Raw genomic sequence first — 19,539 nt, 5'->3', positions numbered from 1 at the left:
CGGGCGAGGAGCTCAGTCGCGCGGGGTGGCGCGGATCTTGATGACCTCCATCGTCGACCAGCACCGGACGGGTTCGGGAGCGCCCTGCTCCCGGACGTTTCCGTGCATCCAGGCGATGCCCATGGACACCGCGGCCGCCGCGGCATTGTGCGTGGCGTCGAAGGTGAAGGTGCGTCCGCCGAACTCCAGTCTCGCGTGCACAGGCTGGCGCACATCACCTTTCGCCTCCCAGACCACCTTGGAGCCGACCTCGCGGTTGGTGGCGATGATCGGGTCCTCGCCCTGGCGGTGGAAGGTGGCGGTGGCGTAGTCGCCCGCGCCCAGCATGGCGTTGCCGGTCTCCCAGTGCCCGTCGGCGAACACCGCTCCCCAGACGAACCAATAGTGTTCCAGCTCAGCGATCTTGGAGACCTGGGCGCTCATCCCCGGCAGGCAGTACATGCGGTCGAGTCCGCCGTAGCCGCCGACGATCGGTGAGCCCTGGATACTGCCGGACACCGAGCAGCCCGAGCTGGTGTAGCCGACGTCGTCGGGCGGGCCGGGCACGTAGATGGTGGTGACGTTCATCGGCAACGGCGTCAGCACGATGTCGACGCCGTCGCGGTGCTCCTTCCACACGTACCGCTCGGGGCCCAGGGAAACCCGGATCGGATGTTTGGCGCGCATGTCCAGATTCGCCGGGAAGAGGGTCTGCTCGCCCTCGCGCTCGATCCACAGGATCGGGCCCCAGTACAGATCGTTCTCACCCGGGAACCAGACGTTGCGCGGATCGGACCACAGCTCGGTAGAACATTCGTGCACCGTGAAATCGTATGTGGCACTGGCGGACAACGTTCGAACCAGTTCGTAGCGCTTCCCGTCCGCGGTATCGGCCATCGCCCACAGGAACAGCAGATCGTTGTGCAGTCCGGGGAACTGCTTGTCGCGCGTGGAGTGGTCGTGCACCGAGGCGTCCGCCATCGAGACGTACGGGATCACGGTGACCTTGGCGCGCATCTGCTCTGCACGCGACATCGGCGGGGTCTCGGTCGGGGTGTTGTCCGCGGTCATCGGCGTCGGTCCTCTCCGGCGTAGCTGCGGTCGCTCCCGGATATGATACTGCGAACACTACTGTTAATGCGACAGTATTGGCTTCCGGATTCGGAGTGGATCGAGCCGCAGGAGGTTCGGTCAGTACTGGGCGGACCCGAGATCGACCGCGATCTGTGCGCCGGTGACGAAGCGCGCGTCGTCACTGATCAGCCAGGACACCGTCGCGGCGATGTCCTCCGGTTCGGCATGTCCCTCCGGCAGGAACGGTGCATTCATCTGCGTCAGTTGGGGATTCGTCGCGAAGACGCGGCGTAGTCCGTTCACCATGTCGCCGCCGCCCATCGGTGTGTCGACCGCGCCGGGGTGCACGCTGTTGACCCGGACGGAGTGTTTGCCGAATTCGGCCGCGAGGGCGCGGGCCATCCCGGTCACCGCGTGCTTGCTGGCGGTGTAGTGAACCATGAACGGCTGCGGCTTGAGTCCGGCCGTGGAGCTGATCAGCACGATAGACCCGCCGCGGCCGCCGTCGATGATCTGCTGCGCACCCGCGACGACGGTGTTCCACGTGCCGGTGACGTTGATGTCCATGACATCCCGGAAGGACTCCGGGGTGATCTCGTCCCAGGTCTCGGGGACGCAGATCCCCGCATTGGCCACGATGGCATCGAGTCGCCCGAAGGTCTCCACGCCCTCCTGCACGGCCTTGCGCAGGCCGTCCAGATCCCGGGTGTCGGTCTGCGCGGTGACGATGCCCCGGCCGGTCCGTTCGACCAGGCGGGCGGTTTCGGCGAGGTCGTCCGGGGTGGCGGACTCGTACTGCACCTGTGGGAGGGGACCGGCCAGGTCGACGGCGATGATGTCGGCTCCCTCGCTCGCCAGCCGCACCGCGTGCGCACGTCCCTGTCCTCGTGCGGCTCCGGTGATGAATGCCACCTTGCCGTTCAGTCGGCCGCTCACATGCCCTCCTGCAGTTCTCGGAATGTGGACGGCTATATCGTAAGCGCAACGGTAATTGTCCGGCAGGTCGTCGGGGGCCGCGTGACGCACGCATCACCTCCGGCTCCGGTATCGAATCACCAACGCCTACTGTGGAAAAGATGGTCACCGCGACGCCGAGGGCGCGACTGCTACCGCTGTATGCGGCCGGTTTCGTCACCGCGTTCGGCGCGCACAGCATCGCGGCCGGCCTCGGCCGCTACCTGTCCGCCGAACACGCCGACCTGCTGACTCTCGGTGTGCTGCTGGCCGTGTACGACGGCGCGGAAGTGCTGCTCAAACCCGTGTTCGGAACCCTGGCCGACCGGATCGGACCTCGTCCGGTGCTGCTCGGCGGTCTCATCGCCTTCGCCATCGCCTCGGTCGCGTTCGTGCCGACGGCCGACCCCGCCTTCGTCGGCGTCGCTCGTCTCGGGCAAGGTGCTGCGGCAGCAGCGTTCTCGCCTGCGGCCGGGGCGATGGTGGCCCGTCTGACGCCAGATACCGGGCACGGTCGCGCGTTCGGTGGGTACGGGGCGTGGAAGGGCCTCGGATACGCGCTCGGTCCTCTGCTCGGTGGGGTCCTGGTCGTTTTCGGTGGCTACAGATTGCTGTTCGCGACCCTCGCCGTGTTGGCCGCGGCCGTCGCGGTCTGGGCGGCCTTGGCGGTGCCTGCCGTGCCCGCGTTGCCGCGGGCCCGCGAGACCGTACTGGGTCTGATCCGCCGCCTGGGCAGCGGTAACTTCCTGCGCCCGACCACAGCCCTCGCCGGAGGAACGGCCGCGCTCGCGGTCGGGGTCGGATTCCTGCCCGTGGTCGGCGCAGGGCACGGGCTCGGTCCGCTGGCCACCGGCGCCGCAGTCTCCGTGCTCGCTGCCAGTGCCGCGCTCGTTCAACCGCGTGCCGGACGCGCCCGCGATACCGGACGCCTGCGCGACCGCACCGGGATGACAGCGGGACTGATGGTGACCGCGACCGGAATCGTGCTCGCGACCATGCTGCCCGGCCTCATCGGAGTTCTCGCCGCCGCCATCCTGATCGGTACCGGAACCGGCCTGCTGACCCCGCTGGGTTTCGCCCACCTGGCCGCCACCACACCGCCGGAACGGCTCGGTCAGACCATGGGCGCCGCCGAGATCGGTCGCGAACTCGGCGATGCCGGCGGCCCACTGCTGGTCGGCGCGGTCGCCACCGCCGCCACGGTCGACCTCGGATTGCTCACTCTGGCCGGCCTCGTCGCGGCCATCGCCGTGGCAGTATCCCTGTCCTTCCACCGAGATCGATGACATCGCCAGCACACCGGCTGTGCGGCAGGACAATCGGATTCTCGACTGCGTGCCCGGCGAAGAAATGTCGAACTAGGCTGTGGCAGTGGGGATTTCTCGTCGAACATCCGGTATGCGGTGGGTCGGCTGTTGCACGCTGATCGTCCCGTTCGTACTGAGCTTCTTCACCCGCTTCGCCCCGGGGACGTTCTCGGGTTCGGTGGCCGCACTGGGCTTCATCCACAGCTTCGTCGACCATCTGCCGTCGGGCCAAACGCTGGCCCGACGACTCGACGACGAGTAGTGGCTAGAGGGCGCCCTTCGCCGGGTCGCCCGCGGGAAGAGCTTCGAGGACCTGGACGTCTAGCGGGCCGGCCACCAGATCTTTGAGTCCTTCGTTCAAGGCTTTGATGCTCGGCGCGCCGCTGTGGGCGCCCAGTGCTGCCATGTCCCGCCACTTCTCGACGAACACGAAACGGTCCTTGCCTTTGTGCAGGGCGTACACCTCACACCCGTCCTCGTTGTGGACTTCGGGAATGAGGCGGGTGAGAACCGCCGCGACCTCGTCGACTTTGTCGGGCTTCGGCGTAATGGTGGCAACGATCACTGGCATGAGGCGAGGCTACCAGCCGGTCACGGCGGCCGGACCCCTTGCTCAGGTCAGTGCCATTCCCGGGATCCTGGCGCGGATCGCGTCGAGTTCGGCCTCGTCGGAGACGCCCTGCCAGTCGTATCGCGGCGTGTACGGCGCGATCAGCGCGCGCACCTCGTCGCCGCCGTCTTCTCCGGTCTGGAATGGGTACCGCAGTCGAGCTGACGCGACTGATGTCGTTATGGCGCTTCGACTTTCAAGGTTGTCGGTAAGTTTCGAGGGTGATCCAGGGGCGTGGATGTCGGTCTGGCCACCGCGCATCGGGGAGGGCTGGGACCTGTCCCCGATACGCGGATTCGCCGACAGCCCTTACCGTCTGCCGTCGGCCCGACGGCCCGGCCTCACCTCAGATGCCGCGCGAAGAACCGGTCCCCGGAGTCCCCTTCGAACTGCGGGACGCCGGTGTGCCCGCCCATATTGGCGTGCAGCGTCTTCTCCGCGGAGCCGAAGGCGTCGAACAGGTCCAGGGCCAGTTGCCGGTCGTTGCCTTCGTCGTCCCACTGCAGCAGGACCAGCAGCGGAACGCTGACCTGCCGGGCCTCCTCGAACATGGTGCGGGGCACGAAACTTCCGGCGAACAGAACCGCGGCCGAGATGCGCGGCTCGACCACCGCCAGCCGGAGGGCGATCGAGATCACCCCGCCCGCGAACCCGACCGGGCCGCCGATCCCGGGCAGCTCGAGCAGGGCGTCCAGGGTGGCCCGCCATTCCGGGACCGCCTGGTCCACCAGCGGGAGGATCAGCCGCTCGACGATCTCGTCGTCGACCGGCGCACCGGCGGCCAGCGCCTCGCGCAGATCGGCGCGGGCCTGCTCGGCGGCCGCGGAGCGAGGTCGTTCGCCGCTCTCGGGCAACTCGATGGTGGCCGCGGCGAAACCCTGCGCGGCGGCGCGCTGTGCCCGGGCCACCAGCCGGGGGTACATCTTGCGCAGTCCGCCGGGGTGGCCCAGCAGGATCAACGGTGTCGGTGCGGATGCGGATCCGGGCGTCCACACGATGCCGGGGATCTCGCCGAGGGTGAATTCGCGTTCCAGGACCCCGTCGTCGAGGCGCTGTTCGGAAGTGAATTGCATGGTCGTGCCTTTCGGGAGTGCTCACGAGCGGCGCTCCCGGACGACCTATCGCCCGACCGTGACCCCGGAGGGGAGCACCCATGTCGATACTGCGTTCACGGGTACCACCTCCTCGTTCTCTCGCACGGTCTCCGGAAAGGTAGCAGTGGCCGCCGGGCATCGCCAACAGGTTTTCGCGGAGGCCCCGGCCGCTATCGTGAACACCAGCTCAGCTTTTCGACTGTTCGCTCGTCGCGTCCTGCGGGAGGATCCGAATGCCATCGGCCGGTCGCCGCCTCGACCCGCGTCGCAAGCCCCGCCAAGTGCGCGCCGAACTCACCCGCGAACGCATCCTCGACGCCGCTGCGCACATCTTCGTCGAGCACGGCTACGCCGCGGGCACCACGAACCGCATCGCCGAACACGCCGAGATCTCCATCGGCTCGCTGTACCAATACTTTCCGAACAAGGACGCGATCCTCGCCGAATTGCTGGTGCAGCACGTCGACCGCGGCACGTGGACCCAGGCCGACCAGCTCGATCTGTCCGCTGGGAGCCTCGAGGCGATGGTGCGAGCACTGGTCCGCGACGCCATCGACAACCACCGCGACGACCCGCAGCTGCTCCGGATCATGATCGAGCAGGCGCCGATGTCGCAGGATCTGCGCGACACGATCGCCCGGCACGGGAAGCTGCGCGTCGGTCAGGTGCGCGAGTTGCTCGCCCGGCACCCGGACGTCGGCGTGCGCGACCTCGACACTGCCGCGGAGCTGATCGTGTTGACGGTGGAGATCAACACACACAAGTTCATGGCCGATCCACGCACCACCACGGTCGAGCCGATGGAGAACGAGCTGGTGGACATGGTGACTCGGTACCTGCGCGGATCTCGATAGACGCGCGGTCAGGCCACGCGGATCGAGACTTCGGTGCCGCCCTTGTACGGCACCCGAACCGATACGAAGCCATTGGCCGGATCCCGCACCCACGACACGTAGTCGGCGTAGTCGCCGCGCATCACCCCGACGTTGTCGGTGATCACCACAGCGCCCGTGCGCAGGTGCGGTGCGACGAGGCGCAACACGCCCAGGGCCGCGTCCGGGAAGCCGTCGTTGAGCATGAGATCGACCGGCCCGTCGAGGTCGCGCAACGTTTCCAGGGCATCGCCGGTGCGGATGTCGACCTGATCCGCCAAACCTGCCTCGCGCACGTGGGCGCGAGCGCGTTCGGCCTTCGCGGGCACCATCTCGGTGCCGATCACCGTGCCACCCCCGTTGTCACGCACGGCCGCCGCCAGCCAGATCGTCGAGACGCCGAACGACGTCCCGAACTCGACCACGCGGCGGGCGCGCACGGCGCGAGCCTGGGCGTAGCAATAGGCGGCCTGCTCCCGCCCGAGTGCGAGGAACGCGTCGTCGAAGCGCTCGGGCGCATCGTCCGAGGCTCGCCGTGGACGCCCGAGCGCGAGCGCGGGCAGGTCACCGGCGAGCCGTGCGAGCATCCGCGGCAACTGCCGATCGTTCGCCGAGTGCAGCCGGCGCAGCACCCCGGCGGCTCGGGTGTCCAGGAGTGCGAAAGGATCACGTTTGGTCATGGCTCAATTCTGAATACATCTGCACCCCAACGAAACTCGCTTTCACGGTCGGTCGTGGGCAGCGGTATGCGACTGAAGCGTCGCCGCTCGGAACTGCGAAAACAGCCCCCGTCGGGACCTGGCCGAGCGCACTGAAAGCGCGCATTTGCCGCGGCTGCTCACATTTCGTCGAGCTCGAGTACCACGCGGCGCCAGAGCCTGGAGAGACGCGGCGATATTCATCCGAGCACGCGCCGTTCGGCGAAATAGTGTCGAGTGAAATCTCATGTGCCAGAGGGCATGTACGCACAGCTTGCGGGACCGCGGTTGAAAACCATTGGTGCGGAGAGCGCTCGAATGGTTACGGTCGATCGGTGCCGGATCCGATCTTCGCCGATTCACGCCTCGCCTTGCTCTACGACGAGTTCGAGGGGGATCGTGCGGATTTGGGTCTCTATATGGGAATTGCCGACGAGATCGGCGCTGAGCTTGTGGTCGATATCGGTTGCGGGACAGGGAGTCTCGCTGTGCAGTTAGCGCACAGCGGTCGATCGGTGGTGGCGATCGATCCGGCCGAAGCATCGCTGGAGGTCGCGAAGGCAAAGCCTGCGTCGACCGGTGTCACCTGGCTGCGCGGCCGCGCCACAGACCTTCCCGCAGCAGGTGCCGACCTCGCGGTGATGACCGGCAACGTGGCACAGGTCTTTCTCACCGACCAGGACTGGGCCGACGCGCTGGACAGCATCCACTACGCCCTGCGTGGCGGCGGTCATCTCGCGTTCGAGACCAGACGTCCCGAACGCCGCGCCTGGGAGGATTGGGCAGAGAGCACAGGTGCGGTGGTTCGCGAAATTCCGGACGTCGGGCGGGTGGAGCAACGCCTGGAAGTAACAGCGGTCGACCTCCCGTTCGTATCGATCCGGCATACGTACACCTTCACAGGAGATGATTCGGTCGTCGTATCGGATTCGACCCTGCGGTTCCGCGCGCGTGTCGAAATCGAATCCGACTTGAGAGCCCGCGGCTACCGACTCCGGGACGTTCGCGACGCTCCCGACCGGCCCGGCCGTGAGTTCGTGTTCATCGCCGAAGCGGTATCGTGACCCGCATACGGATCGGTATAAGGCACTGAGATGTGCTCGGGCGGTGCAGGTTTCGAGGTAGTCGGATCCGGGGACGTGTTCCGTATCTCGACAGCACTCGCGCTGTCAGTTCGAATACCCTTGCTTCGCAAGATATTTCGCTTCAGCAACGGTGGAATCAGGGGGTAGATGAGTCGAGTGTCCGGCCCGGGACTTCGGCCGCTGCGGCAGTGGCGATGCAGAAGGGGTGCCCAGCGGGGTCGATCAGCACGCGGAAGCGTCTGCCGCCGGGCTGGTGCGGCGCAAGTGTGGCGCCGAGGTCGAGCAGGTGCTGTTCGGCCTGCGCCAAGTTTTCGACGCAGAAGTCGAGGTGGAGTCGACGCGGTGCGGAGGAATCGGGCCATGGGGGTGGCTGATGGTTGGCGACACGTTGGAAGTCCAACCGCACCGCGTCGTCACTGGTCAGTACAACGAAATCCCTACTGGCCGAACGAAGTTCACCACCGAGGAACGCTTGATAGAACCGGGCAAGCTGGGCGGGATCCGGACAGTCGACGGTGATGGCGAACAGGCGTGCGGTGACGGTCATCCGCACATGCTGTCAGCTGTAGACGGATCTATAACAGTGCTCGGACCTGTCAGTGTGCGGTGAGGCCGCCGTCGACGACGAGTTCCGTGCCTGTCACGTAAGAGGATTCGTCACTGGAAGGTAGAGCATCGCGTACGCGATCTCCGTGGCCAGGTCCGTCCGGCCTGCGATGGCCGCGTTGTGGCGATCTCGTGATCCGAAACATCCGCGAGTAGGCGGATATCAACGAATTACGTGGCACTCGGATGCGGGGGTTGTTTACGATTTGGGAGAGCGGATCGGGAGGAGACCACTCGATGGTAATGTCATTGCAGGACGAGTTGGAGCCGCTACTAATCAAGCTTGCGTCGGCCGCCAACAGTTTATTTGAATACAATATCTCCCAGCCACCGGAGCCGACCCCAGAGCAATATCAACAGGCGGTGGCTGGTTTCAAAAGTGACCTGTCGGAGCTCCTTGTCCGGTTTCGCGGGTACTATTCCCTGGATGGGCCCGATCTGGCTCAGATTGCTGATCAGTTCGCTGTTCCGTCGGATCGGGCGACGTCGCCGACGGGTTCTTCCGCGTACTGCTGCATCGTGCGGGCCAAAGAGACCGTACGCGGTACGGAAAGCTTGGTCAGCCGTGGACAATGGCATGGCGAGGGGACGAAAAAATTTTTCGACAATTTCTTGCGTCCGTTCCAGCAAGCCGCTCAGATCCACGCCCTGTGTGCGCGAGAACTGGCAATCAGCGCGAAGGCCCTCGCCGATGCGGTCGAGCTGGCCAAGGAATCCGTCATATGGATCTGCAAGTCATTGCTTTTTTATCTCGGCGGAGGGAGCGCCCCCGGGCTGGCTCCCGGTGTGCGCCAACCGGGTGGACAAGATGTGGCTGGATTCGAGTCGATCCTGTTCAGCACGGTCTCGCTGTTCAGCGCGGTACTCGCGCCTGAACTCGACGCCGCCGATGTGATCATCAGCATCGGCGGGTGGATCACCGGCATGCAATCCGAATCGGACATTCCATTTTTCTCGTCGCCCTTCGAAGTTGAACCCAACGGCCCGATACCAGCCGCAATCCCGCTCATCTACAGCGCGTGGACGGCGCTGAACGAATTCGACCAGAACCTCGCCGAATTCGACACGAAGATCGACCAGGGACTCGAAAAGGACCTCACCGATTCTGAGCTGTTCGACAATCCGCTCGCTCGGCTGGGGCGCCCGCAGCTGCAGTCGTCGGCGTACCAACAGTTGAATTCCAAGGGAATCGATGACACCACGGACCCGATCAGTAACACCCACGATCCGGTTATCATCGCCATCGCCCAGCTGTTCGAGGTCGGGTATCGCCTTCTGCCGGAGGCTGCTGAGCAATACGGTATCGCGGCGGGGATCAGTTCGGGAGCGCATATCATCGGTGTGGATCACCAGTTCCCGATGGCGGTGGCAAAATTCAACGAGGCGGCGCATCTACTCGACGGGCTGGTGACCACAGTCACCGACGCCCTCACCGATTCCGCGGCAGCAATAGTGAAGGCGGCATCGACGTATCGAGACGTCGACGCTTACGAAGCCGGGCAGATCCGCGAGCTGCAGCGCGAATTCGTGGCACCGGTCAGCTCGCAGAGCAGCTTCCAAGCCCAGGAACAGACACCGCCGATTGACAACTGACCCCTTGGGACCGGCCCCCGCGTTGGCGAGTGTGTGCATGTCGACGTGTGGTGGTCCTGGAAACATCCTCATCACGGCGGTGGCGTGCAGGCGATCACCGTGCCCGTGAGCGTCGCGGTCGAGAAGCCCGCCGTAGGGAAGCTGAACCCCACGACACACCGCTTACCGGGAAGGCTCACTGTGCGGTCCACCCGCCGTCGACGGCGACGAGTGCGCCGGTGATGAAGCTCGCGGCGTCGCTGCACAGGAAGGCGACGGTCTCGGCGACCTCTTCGGGCCGCCCGATGCGCCCGATCGGGTGCGCGGAACCGAAGGAGGCGAGCATCTCGCGGCCGTTGTCGACCACGCCCTCCATGATGTCGGTGTCGATCACACCGGGAAGCACTGCGTTGGAACGTATCCCGTGCGGGCCGCCCTCGATCGCGAGCACTCGGGTGATCTGTGCCAGAGCACCTTTGGATGCGGCATAGGCGGTCTGAGTCGAGAAGGCGACGACGGACGAGACCGACGCGATCGAGACGATCGCCCCACCGCCCTGGGTCTGCATCACGCGGAACGCCTCCCGGGCCTGCAAGAAATTACCGCGCGCATTGATCCGCAGAATCTCGTCGAATTCCTCGGCACTGGTGTCGGTGATCGGCTTGTTCAGGGTGCGTCCGGCGTTGTTCACCAGAATATCGAGGCGACCGAACCGCTCGACAGCCAATTGCATGGTGGCGCTTGCCAATTCCGCCTCGGCGACATCGCCGACGAGCGCGGCCACATGGTCCGGATCCTCGGCCGCGAACTCCTCCACGGTGTCCCGGCGGTCGGTGACGACCAGCCGGGCGCCGCGCTCACGCAACAGGGTGGCGGTGGCGCGTCCGATGCCGCGCGCGGCTCCGGTGACGACGGCAACGCGCCCGGTGAGGTCCCAGGACGCGGGAATGGCTGTGTTCGACGTGGTCATGATTTTCCCTTCGATGATTGTCAACGCTGCCGGGCCGGCCGCACGACGATCTCGTTCACGTCGACGTCGGCGGGCTGATCGATGGCGTAGGAGACGGCCGCGGCGATGGCATCGGGTGCGATGGCGTGTGCTCGGTAGGTGTGCATCGCCTGTGCCGCAACGGGTTCGGTGATGGAGTCGGCCAGTTCGGAAGTGACGACCCCGGGTGAGATGGTGGTGACCCGGATCCCGCATTTCACTGCTCGGGGCTCCGGTCACTTCGTCACGAATCTCCGGAAGTTCCGCGCGGACGAAATTTTCTCACGATGAGGTACCGGGCGGTTATCCGTGCGACGATAACGCCTGGTCGACGCATTGGAATGGGAGGCGTTCGAATGTCCGCGAGAATGTGGGTTTTCACTTTCCGCTGACACCGTTGACGTTTGCGGGAATGCCCGGAGACTCTTGATGCGTGGTAGTTCTCAACGAGGCGATCGACTTGTTCAGCGTCGAGGGTGTGCAGGATCCTTATCCGCTGTATGACCGGTTACGCAGCCGTGGGCCAGTTCGTCGTATCGGTGATTCGGCGTTCTATGCCGTCTGCGGCTGGGACGCGGTGATCGAAGCGGTCGGGCGCACCGAGGAATTCTCCTCCAATCTCACGGCTGCGATGGTGTATCGCGACGGCGCGGTGACCGCCCTGGATATGGTGCCGCTCGACGCGCCCGCGCAGGTGCTGGCCACCGCCGACGACCCGACACACCTCGTGCACCGCAAGGTGCTGATACCGCATCTGTCCGCACGCCGGATCAACGAGCTGGAATCGTTTGCCGCCGACACCGCTCACCGGTTGTGGGAACAGGCGAAAGGTGACGGGCCGATCGAATGGATGGGCGCACTGGCCAATCGGCTTCCCATGATGGTGGTCGCCGAGCTCATCGGTGTACCCGCCGATGACGTCGACCAGCTGATCCGGTGGGGATGCGCCAGCGCCAGCATCCTGGACGGGATCACCACGCAAGATCGGCTCGAAGCCGCGGGGGTCGCGGCCCTGGAACTGAGCGGTTATGTCACAGAGCATTTCAACCGCGCCGCCGCCGTGCCGGAACCGAACCTCATGGGCGACATCGCAACCCGCTGCAACTCCGGCGATATGGACCAGCTGACCGGATTGGCGATGATGCTGACCTTGTTCAGCGCCGGAGGAGAATCCACCGCCTCCCTTCTCGGCAGTGCGATGTGGATTCTCACCGCCTTTCCGGAGATTCAGCGCCGGCTCCGCGGCGATCCGGCCCTGCTCGGACGTTTCATCGAGGAGGTGCTGCGGTATGAGCCGCCTTTCCGCGGTCATTACCGGCATGTGCGTCACGACACCACTTTGGCCGGCACCGAACTGGCCGCTGGTTCGCACTTGCTGCTGCTGTGGGGAGCCGCCAACCGAGACCCGGAGCGTTTCGACTCGCCTCACGAATTCAGCCTCGACCGCGGATCGACCAGAGGGCACCTGGCTTTCGGTCGCGGCACCCACTTCTGCGTCGGCGCGGCTCTGGCACGTCTCGAGGCGCGGATCGTGCTGGGAATGCTGCTCGAGGGTACGACCTGGCTCGACGCGGCCGAGGTCGGTCCTTGGCTGCCGAGCATCCTGGTCCGCCGTCTGGAATACCTACGGGTCACCATCGGATAGCGGTCGATCGCGGTCGGCGTGTATTCCGTGCCGGTCTCGTCGCCCACGGCAGCAATGTGTATCTGTAAGGCGACCGCAAGTCCGTTCCTCGGCCTCGGGAGGGTCGAAATCAAGAGGGTGCAGAAGTTGGGCTGTAGGGCTGTCGGGCAATGTCGGTGAGTGTCCATGCACGCGGCGTTGGGCGCGGCGCGGGCTATGCGGGGGTGAGCCGGATCGGCAGGGTGGTGGGGCCGCGCAGGGAGCTGTTTGTGGACCATGTGGTGGGTCCGGCGAGAGAGATTCGTGTGACGCGTTGGACGAGTTCGCGCAGGACTGCTTGGGCTTCCATGCGGGCGAGGGGGGCTCCGAGGCACATGTGGGGTCCGTATCCGAAAGCGATGTGGGAGCGGGGGTTTCGGTCGGCTCGGTATTCGTCGGGGGCTTCGAATGCGTGTGGGTCGCGGTTGGCGGCGCCGAAGGACAGCAGTACCCGGGATCCGGAGGGGATGGTGACGTCGCCGATCTGGTAGTCGGTGCGGGTGTAGCGGTAGAGGTTCTGTAGTGGGCTGGTGTACCGCAGGTGTTCCTCGACGGCGAGGGGGATCAGGTCCGGGTCGGCGCGGATGCGGTCGTATTGTTCGGGGTTCTGTGCGAGTGTGTGGAACATCCCGCCGAGCAGGTTCGTGGTTGTCTCGTTGCCCGCGATGAGCAGGAGCATCGCGACGTGGAACAGGTCGTCGTCGGTGAGGGCGCCTTCGGTGTTGTATTCCAGTAGTCGTCCGAGCACGGTGTTCGAGCCTTTGAGGTGGCCGGTTGCCAACTGGTGCAGGAAGTATCGGCGTAGATCCATGACCGCGCGGATCGATCGGGCGGTGTTGGCGATTCCCGCTGGGGTGAGGGAGAAGTTGATGATTTGGACGCAGCCTTCGGACCAGCGTCGAAAGTCGGCGATGTCGGTGTCGGGGACACCGAGGATGCCGGCGATCAATCGCAGGGGCAGCGGGATCGCGAGTCGTTGGACGACATCGGAGCCGGGGGCGGCCAGCAGGTCGCTCACGCATTCGGTGGCGAGTTGGTCGACGATCGTGCTCCAGTTGTCCAGTGCGCCTTTGGTGAATCCGGGCTGGGCTTGTTTGCGCAGGCGTAGGTGCTGATCGCCGTCGGTGAGTACGACCACGTCGCCGGCCATCCGTATCCGCGTCACGCCTTGGGTGCTGGTGATCTTCTCGGTGTCGCGGAGCGCGGCGCGGACATCGGCGTTGCGGGTCAGGATCCATGTGGCGCGTGCGGGGTTGTAGTGGACCCGCCCGCCTCGGTGGAGTTCTCTGTAGGCGGCGAAGGGATCGGCGGCGGTGTTCGGGTCGAGGGGGTCGTAGTCGGTGTTGATCGCGCCGGTCCACCCGCGCACGCCACGCCGCCGGGTCCGCACGGCACCGGCGAGATTCAGTTGCACGGCCGAGACCAGTGGTTTCATCGCCGAGGCCGCGCCTCGCGCGTGGTGAACAATTGTCATGGCCGAGTACCTTTTCCGTGAGGGTGACCGAGCGTGCCGGGCGGATTCGGTCCGGATCGATGTGATCGCGCGTGCGTGTTCAGTGGTCGCCGCGCGGGGTCGGCAGTGCCTGGCCCTGTGGGTGAAAGTCCTTGTAGGACACTGGGACTCCTTAGCGTGAACTGGGCCGAGGCGGCGATGTGTGCAGTCGGCGTCGAGACGGCCACCGCCGGGCGGGTGCCCGCTGGCACGCCTTGGTACCGACGTGGCCCAGCTGGGCCGATCACAGCCCGCCGCGCACACTCACTTCAGATGACACGGTCCTGCTCCGTCAACGATCTGGCGCCAACTCGCAATGCGCCCGGCGCGGACCCCGCGCAACCGATTCGCACACACCCTCACTGACCGGCCCGTATGCGAGCAGTCAGTCGACGGGGACTCGCACGGTGACAAACATCGAGTTCGAGCCGGGCCTGACGACCGGCGGTCCGGGGCCCTGCTGCCGAGGTCGTATTCGGCTTGCACCTCGCACCGCAGCCGATGGGCAAGCAGCTCGTATCGAACATGGCGCGCTGCGGGGAATCCGCCGCGATCAATGCGTCTGTTTTCCTTGTCTCGAGAGAAGCGCGAGGTTCTGTTACCCATTGATCCCCAGGTCGGGGGGCCCGTGTGAGAGACGGGTAGCCGGTTCGGTCACCGCGGAGATTTCAACTTCCCCTCATGCGATTGACCAGTCTGATCAGGGCCGGTCACGCTGGCTCCCATGTCACCGTCGACCCGGTCCGGATTGCGTACCGCCGCGGGATGCCGACCTTCGACCGGCCCCGTCCCGGCTGTCGGCCGACGTGCCCGGTTCGCGACCGGCTGTCCACGACAGCGACTGCGCACGGGTGTCGGAGCGGCTGCCGGAAGTGGTGTGCGGGCGAGTCGCGAGGTAGTGATCGTCGTGGATCCGGTGAGTGCGTTCATGCTCGGCGGCTCGGTCGTCGGCGCGGGTGCAAGCGGGTAGATCGATGTCGATCGCATTCGAATCCGACGGCAAGATGTTGTCGAATACGCGCTTGTTTGTGCGGGGCGTCGGTGTGCTGGCGGTGATCGCGATCGCCTTGGCGGCGGTGGTGGCCAAGTTCGAGGGTGCGTTCGAGCACAGTGTGCGGGTGACCGCCGAGCTGGTCGATGTCGGGGATGGTCTGCCGCCGATGGCGGATGTGAAGTACCGCGGTGTGCTGGTCGGCCGCGTTGGATCGGTGAGCGCCCCGGTTGGCGGCGGCTCGAACATCGTGCGGATCGACCTGGATCCCGGGTATGTGTCCGCGATTCCGGATACGGTGACCGCACGAGTGGTGCCCAGCAACGCGTTCGCGGTGCCGTCGGTGCAGTTGGTCTACAACGGTCCCGGCGCCCCGTTGAGTGCGGGGGCGCATATCGGTCAGGATCGCAGCTCGGCGACGGTGCAGTTGCAGACCTCGTTGACGGCGCTGGCCCGGATCGCGGGCGCGGCCGGGCGGTCCGGCTCGGATCCGGCGCTGGGAATCCTCGCGGTTGTCGAGCGCGCGACATCGGGGGAGGGAGCGGCGGCCCTACAGGCCGGGGCGAATCTGTCTCGCATCGCTGGAGTGCTCAACTCCCAGATGGCTCCCGGCGGAACCGGTTCCACGCTCGATGCGTTGTCGCGGGCGCTCACGGGCTTGCGGGCCTCATCGCCGGATCTGCTCGGCGCGGTGCACAACGCGATCGGCCCGATGCAGGTGCTGGCCGAGCGCAAGGACCAGCTCAGGGCTCTGCTGACCGGCGGGTTGACCACGTCGTCCACGGTGGCCACGGCGTTGGACAACAACACGGCGAAGATCACCGGTATCACCGCGAATATTTCCCCGGCATTGGCGGTGATCGCCGATGGCAGTAGCCATTTCACCCAGATGGAGCTGTCGTTGCAGCGACTGGTCCCGCCGTTCGCCGGTGCCTGGGATCCCAAGACGCAGAACCTCACGGCCAAGGCCATCATCGAATTGACGCCACACCGGCAGTACACGCGCGCGGATTGCCCGCGGTACGGGGCGCTGGCCGGGCCCAGTTGCGCGACCGCACCCGCCGGTGCGGTCAAGATCATCGGGCCGCAGGCGGGGGCCCCGTTGGAAGATCTGAGCCTGATCGGCGGGAACGTCGGCCAGGTCGGCAGCAGCCAGGAACAGCAGAAGATCGCCGCATTGCTCGGCGGTGTCCCCAATCCGGCCGCGGATCTGCTGTTCGGCCCGTTGCTGCGTGGTTCGGACGCGACTGTCGTCCCCGCGCCGGGCGCACCCGTCCCCGCGGCCCCGGCCGGCCCTACAGCGAAGGAGGGGCCGCGGTGAGTGATCGCAAACCCTTGGCATGGCTGATCGTGTTCCTGGCGGCCTGCGTGGCGGCGACGTGGACGATATATGTCACGCTCGCGCGCAGTGTCAGCGGACAGACCGACACGTATTCGGCGATCTTCACCGACGTGTCGGGTCTGCACGCCGGTGACGACGTGCGCATGGCGGGCGTGCGAGTGGGCCGGGTCACCACGGTCGACCTCGACGGAATCCACGCCAAGGTGACTTTCGCGATCCAGCACCGGCAAAAGGTGTACGGGAATACCGCGGCCTCGATCACCTACCAGAACCTCATCGGGCAGCGGTATGTCGGCCTGTCACTGCGTGCGTTCGGCGACCCGCGCGTAGTGCGGCCCGGCGGGCAGATCCCCCTGGCTCATACCGAACCCTCGTTTGATATCTCCAAGCTGCTCAACGGTTTCGAACCACTGTTCAGCACCCTGGATCCCCGGCAGGTCGACAACATCAGCAACGCACTGGTGCGTGCGTTGCAGGGCGACAACGGCGCGATCACCACTCTGATCACCGAAACCGCTTCGCTGGCACAGGCATTCGCCGGCCCCGATCAGATACTCGGCCAGGTCATCACCAACCTCAGCGCGGTACTGGCCGAGCTGGCGCACCAGAGCGGCAACCTGACCACGGTCATGCAGCAGACCCGCAGAATCTTCGACAGCCTGGCCCAGGACCGTGACGCGTTGTTCGGGCAGGTCGAGTCGCTGTCCGGGGTGCTGGGGCGGGCCTCGCAGACCGTGGCGGGCGCGGCGCCGGCGATGAACCAGTTCCTCGACCGCCGGCCCGGATTCGCCCAGCACTTCATCGACAACCAACGCAAGTTCGCCTACCTCGGATACAACCTTCCGCTGCTGATGAAATCCCTGGCCCGCATCACCGACAGCGGCGCGTATCTCAATGCGTACGTGTGCAACGTGACCGCGAGCATCATTCCCGGCATGGATCCGCTGATCGCCACCATTCTCGGCGCCACCACACCGAGTCATCGGCCCGAATACTCCCCGATCTGCAGGTAGAGGAACCAGACGATGATCACACGATGGACACGGGGCCGGCGGCGGATGCGCGCGCGTCCGCTTGCCGAGCACAGCACGGCCGGTATCGGTATGGCCGCGGTGACGGCGCTGGCCGTGATGATCGGTGTCACCGTCTTCGTTCATTCGCTGCACGCCGGACAGGACGAATACCAGGCGGACTTCGCGCAGGCTGCCGGGGTCGAAGCGGGCAACGCGGTCACCCTCGCCGGTATCGAGGTCGGCACGGTCACCGGAATGCGCCTGGCCACCGATCACGTGGTGGTGACGATGAAACTGCGCCACGGGCTGCCGCTGGGCACCGGAACCCGTGCGGCGATCAAACTCACCACGCTGCTGGGCTCCCGTTATGTCGAGCTGCAACCCGCGGGCGCCGGCCATCTGGCCGGCAATCGGATCCCGCTGGCCGGCACCCAGGTGCCCTATGACCTGCAAAGCGCCTTGCAGGACGCCACTACCACCTTCGGCTCGATCGACGCGGACCGGATCGCGCAGACGATGACCACGCTCAGTGACCAGTTACAGGGAACCCCTGCCGCGATTCCCCAGGTGCTGACGAACATGCGGTCTCTGGCCACGATCATCGCCGATCGCCGCAACCAGATCGGCGCGTTGCTGACCAGCACCGATCAGGTGACCACGACGCTGCGCAACCAGCAGGGCGAATTGGCGGCCATGATCGGTCAGGGGCGAAATGTCCTGCATCAGATCATCTCCCGGCAACACGCGATAGAGAGGCTCCTGAGTGCCACCACCACCCTGGTGCATCAGCTCGAACCGATCGCCGCGGGCGATCAACCCGAGATCCAGCAGTTGCTGGACAACCTGACCACGATGACCTCGATGCTCGCCGGACGCGACGACCTGCTGCGCAATATCCTGCAGATCCTGCCTGTGCCGTGGCGGCTGTTCGCCAATGCCCTGGGCAATGGCCAGGAACTGGTCGGCAACGGCCCCGACGGTGCCTTCATCGACTCGTTCATGTGCGCGCTGAGCGCATACGCGAAACAACTCAACCGGGCTCCCTACTTCCAGGACTGCAAATGAGAGCGGTTGTCCGTGCACTGAAGCTGGCCCTGGTCACCGCCGCGGTCGTGCTGGCCGCCGGATGTTCCAGCGCACCAGTGGGCGCACTCACCAGCACATCGAACACGATCACCGCCCAGTTCCAGAACACCAACGGCCTGTACGTCGGCAACCCGGTCTCGGTGCTGGGCATGCGGATCGGCAAGGTCGTGGCCATCCACCCCCACGCGACGTATTCCGACGTGACCTTGAATGTCGACAAGTGGGTCAAGATCCCGCGCAACGCGCAGGCGGTCACCGTGTCGACGTCGGTTCTGACCGACCGGCACATCGAACTGACCCCCGCCTACCGCGACGGCCCGACCCTGCCCGACCAGTCCGTCATCAGCCTCGACCACACCCGCACCCCGGTGGAATTCGACGGCCTGATGGCAATGGCCGACAAGCTGTCCAAAGCGCTGGGCACCCCAGGCCAGGGCACCGGCCCGGTGGCCGGGCTTCTGGATACCGGATCCCAGATCGCCGCCGGCAACGGCAACAACCTGCGCCAGGCGATGAGCGAGTTGTCCCGCGCGCTGCAACTGGGCCCCGACAACGGCGCCGCGACCCGCCAGGCCATCACCACCGTCACCGGCAATCTCGACACCCTCACCGCCGCCGCGGGCCACAACGACCAAGCGCTGCGCGAATTCGGTTCCGGCATAGCCACACTCAGCGACATCCTGGCCGATCAGAACCTGGGCGCGGGCAGTACCGGCGCCCAGCTCAACCAGATCATCATCGCGGTGACCGATCTGCTGCAACGCAACCGCGGCAACCTGCAACATCTCACGACCAACGCGACAACACTCACGACCTCGCTCGCGGACTACAACGACAACATCGCCGAGTTCCTCGACACCTTCCCCCTGGTCGCCGACAACGCCTACAACGCCATCGACCAGAAGATCGGCGCACTACGCGCCACCATCAGCCTCGACAGATTCTTCCTGGACGGTCAGATGCTCAAGGAAGCCTGCAATCTGCTGGCCCTGAAAGACCTCGGCTGCGCCACCGGTACCCCCCGCGACATGGGACCGGACTTCGGTATCGGCCACATGCTCTCGGCAATCGCCGGAGTACCCCCGAAATAACAGCGACACCGAGGAGAGGACG

18 protein-coding genes and 1 pseudogene are annotated in these 19,539 nt (G+C 65.8%); 10 read left to right on the top strand and 9 right to left on the bottom strand.

The genetic code is table 11. From position 1 onward, the window contains the following. Window positions 1–12 precede the first annotated feature (12 nt). Both K7711_RS08955 and K7711_RS08950 read right to left on the bottom strand, forming a co-directional pair. Window positions 13–1,050: a hypothetical protein gene (locus tag K7711_RS08955; protein WP_235746613.1), complete on the bottom strand. Its 1,038-nt coding sequence runs from the start codon at window positions 1,048–1,050 to the stop codon at window positions 13–15. Window positions 1,051–1,170: 120 nt separating this feature from the next. Further along, window positions 1,171–1,989 (bottom strand): mycofactocin-coupled SDR family oxidoreductase, encoded by an 819-nt coding sequence (locus K7711_RS08950; protein ID WP_222966434.1) that lies wholly within the window; start codon window positions 1,987–1,989, stop codon window positions 1,171–1,173. A gap of 140 nt (window positions 1,990–2,129) precedes the next feature. Between K7711_RS08950 and K7711_RS08945 the strand changes: the two genes are divergently transcribed. Then, window positions 2,130–3,293: an MFS transporter gene (locus tag K7711_RS08945; protein WP_222966432.1), complete on the top strand. Its 1,164-nt coding sequence runs from the start codon at window positions 2,130–2,132 to the stop codon at window positions 3,291–3,293. Window positions 3,294–3,378: 85 nt separating this feature from the next. Further along, window positions 3,379–3,576: a hypothetical protein gene (locus K7711_RS08940; RefSeq protein WP_222966430.1), complete on the top strand. Its 198-nt coding sequence runs from the start codon at window positions 3,379–3,381 to the stop codon at window positions 3,574–3,576. A 3-nt stretch (window positions 3,577–3,579) separates the two neighbouring features. Here K7711_RS08940 and K7711_RS08935 read toward each other — a convergent pair whose 3' ends face one another. Together K7711_RS08935 and K7711_RS08930 are read right to left on the bottom strand one after the other, a co-directional pair. Then, window positions 3,580–3,885 carry a putative quinol monooxygenase gene (locus tag K7711_RS08935; RefSeq protein ID WP_222966428.1) on the bottom strand — a complete coding sequence of 102 codons (306 nt, stop codon included), beginning with the start codon at window positions 3,883–3,885 and terminating at the stop codon, window positions 3,580–3,582. 380 nt (window positions 3,886–4,265) lie between these two features. Next, window positions 4,266–4,997, bottom strand: coding sequence for a dienelactone hydrolase family protein (locus K7711_RS08930; protein ID WP_222966426.1), 732 nt, complete (start codon window positions 4,995–4,997; stop codon window positions 4,266–4,268). Window positions 4,998–5,251: 254 nt separating this feature from the next. Between K7711_RS08930 and K7711_RS08925 the strand changes: the two genes are divergently transcribed. Beyond that, entirely contained in the window at window positions 5,252–5,872 is a 621-nt protein-coding gene (locus tag K7711_RS08925) for a TetR/AcrR family transcriptional regulator (RefSeq protein WP_222966424.1), read from the top strand. Window positions 5,873–5,880: 8 nt separating this feature from the next. Here the strand turns inward: K7711_RS08925 and K7711_RS08920 are convergent, their stop codons facing one another. After that, window positions 5,881–6,570 (bottom strand): O-methyltransferase, encoded by a 690-nt coding sequence (locus K7711_RS08920; protein ID WP_222966422.1) that lies wholly within the window; start codon window positions 6,568–6,570, stop codon window positions 5,881–5,883. Between K7711_RS08920 and K7711_RS48860 the strand changes: the two genes are divergently transcribed. Then, on the top strand, window positions 6,546–7,652 hold the full coding sequence (locus K7711_RS48860; RefSeq protein WP_222966420.1) for a class I SAM-dependent methyltransferase: 1,107 nt from the start codon (window positions 6,546–6,548) through the stop codon (window positions 7,650–7,652). The genes K7711_RS08920 and K7711_RS48860 overlap by 25 nt on opposite strands. 157 nt (window positions 7,653–7,809) lie before the next feature. Here K7711_RS48860 and K7711_RS08910 read toward each other — a convergent pair whose 3' ends face one another. Beyond that, a complete protein-coding gene (locus tag K7711_RS08910) occupies window positions 7,810–8,220 on the bottom strand; it encodes a VOC family protein (RefSeq protein ID WP_222966418.1) in 411 nt (136 codons plus the stop codon). Window positions 8,221–8,516: 296 nt separating this feature from the next. Between K7711_RS08910 and K7711_RS08905 the strand changes: the two genes are divergently transcribed. Continuing rightward, window positions 8,517–9,872, top strand: a complete 1,356-nt coding sequence (locus K7711_RS08905) for a hypothetical protein (RefSeq protein WP_222966416.1) — start codon at window positions 8,517–8,519, stop codon at window positions 9,870–9,872. Between the two features lie 175 nt (window positions 9,873–10,047). Here K7711_RS08905 and K7711_RS08900 read toward each other — a convergent pair whose 3' ends face one another. Beyond that, entirely contained in the window at window positions 10,048–10,821 is a 774-nt protein-coding gene (locus K7711_RS08900) for an SDR family NAD(P)-dependent oxidoreductase (RefSeq protein ID WP_222966414.1), read from the bottom strand. A gap of 20 nt (window positions 10,822–10,841) precedes the next feature. Next, window positions 10,842–11,048, bottom strand: a pseudogene (locus tag K7711_RS08895) (oxidoreductase); the annotation flags it as partial. A 224-nt stretch (window positions 11,049–11,272) separates the two neighbouring features. On the opposite strand from K7711_RS08895, the gene K7711_RS08890 reads away from it, so the two are divergent. Beyond that, on the top strand, window positions 11,273–12,484 hold the full coding sequence (locus K7711_RS08890) for a cytochrome P450 (protein WP_222966412.1): 1,212 nt from the start codon (window positions 11,273–11,275) through the stop codon (window positions 12,482–12,484). A 193-nt stretch (window positions 12,485–12,677) separates the two neighbouring features. On the opposite strand, the gene K7711_RS08885 is transcribed toward K7711_RS08890, so the two are convergent. Continuing rightward, window positions 12,678–13,976, bottom strand: coding sequence for a cytochrome P450 (locus K7711_RS08885; RefSeq protein ID WP_222966410.1), 1,299 nt, complete (start codon window positions 13,974–13,976; stop codon window positions 12,678–12,680). A gap of 992 nt (window positions 13,977–14,968) precedes the next feature. Here K7711_RS08885 and K7711_RS08880 point away from each other — a divergent pair. From K7711_RS08880 to K7711_RS08865, 4 genes are read left to right on the top strand one after another with little or no spacing between them, the layout of a single operon-like run. Then, window positions 14,969–16,306: an MCE family protein gene (locus tag K7711_RS08880; protein WP_222966408.1), complete on the top strand. Its 1,338-nt coding sequence runs from the start codon at window positions 14,969–14,971 to the stop codon at window positions 16,304–16,306. After that, entirely contained in the window at window positions 16,303–17,340 is a 1,038-nt protein-coding gene (locus K7711_RS08875; RefSeq protein WP_222966406.1) for an MCE family protein, read from the top strand. Before K7711_RS08880 ends, K7711_RS08875 begins: the two co-directional genes overlap by 4 nt. A gap of 12 nt (window positions 17,341–17,352) precedes the next feature. After that, complete coding sequence (locus K7711_RS08870) at window positions 17,353–18,405, top strand: MCE family protein (protein WP_235746612.1); 1,053 nt, start codon at window positions 17,353–17,355, stop codon at window positions 18,403–18,405. After that, complete coding sequence (locus K7711_RS08865; RefSeq protein ID WP_222966404.1) at window positions 18,402–19,517, top strand: MCE family protein; 1,116 nt, start codon at window positions 18,402–18,404, stop codon at window positions 19,515–19,517. Before K7711_RS08870 ends, K7711_RS08865 begins: the two co-directional genes overlap by 4 nt. The last annotated feature ends 22 nt before the right edge of the window (window positions 19,518–19,539 follow it).

The organism is Nocardia coffeae, from assembly GCF_019890715.1.
Lineage (GTDB): Bacteria > Actinomycetota > Actinomycetes > Mycobacteriales > Mycobacteriaceae > Nocardia > Nocardia jiangxiensis.
Note: the sequence above shows the minus strand (reverse complement) of the source record. Positions and strands in the feature narration are given on the sequence as shown.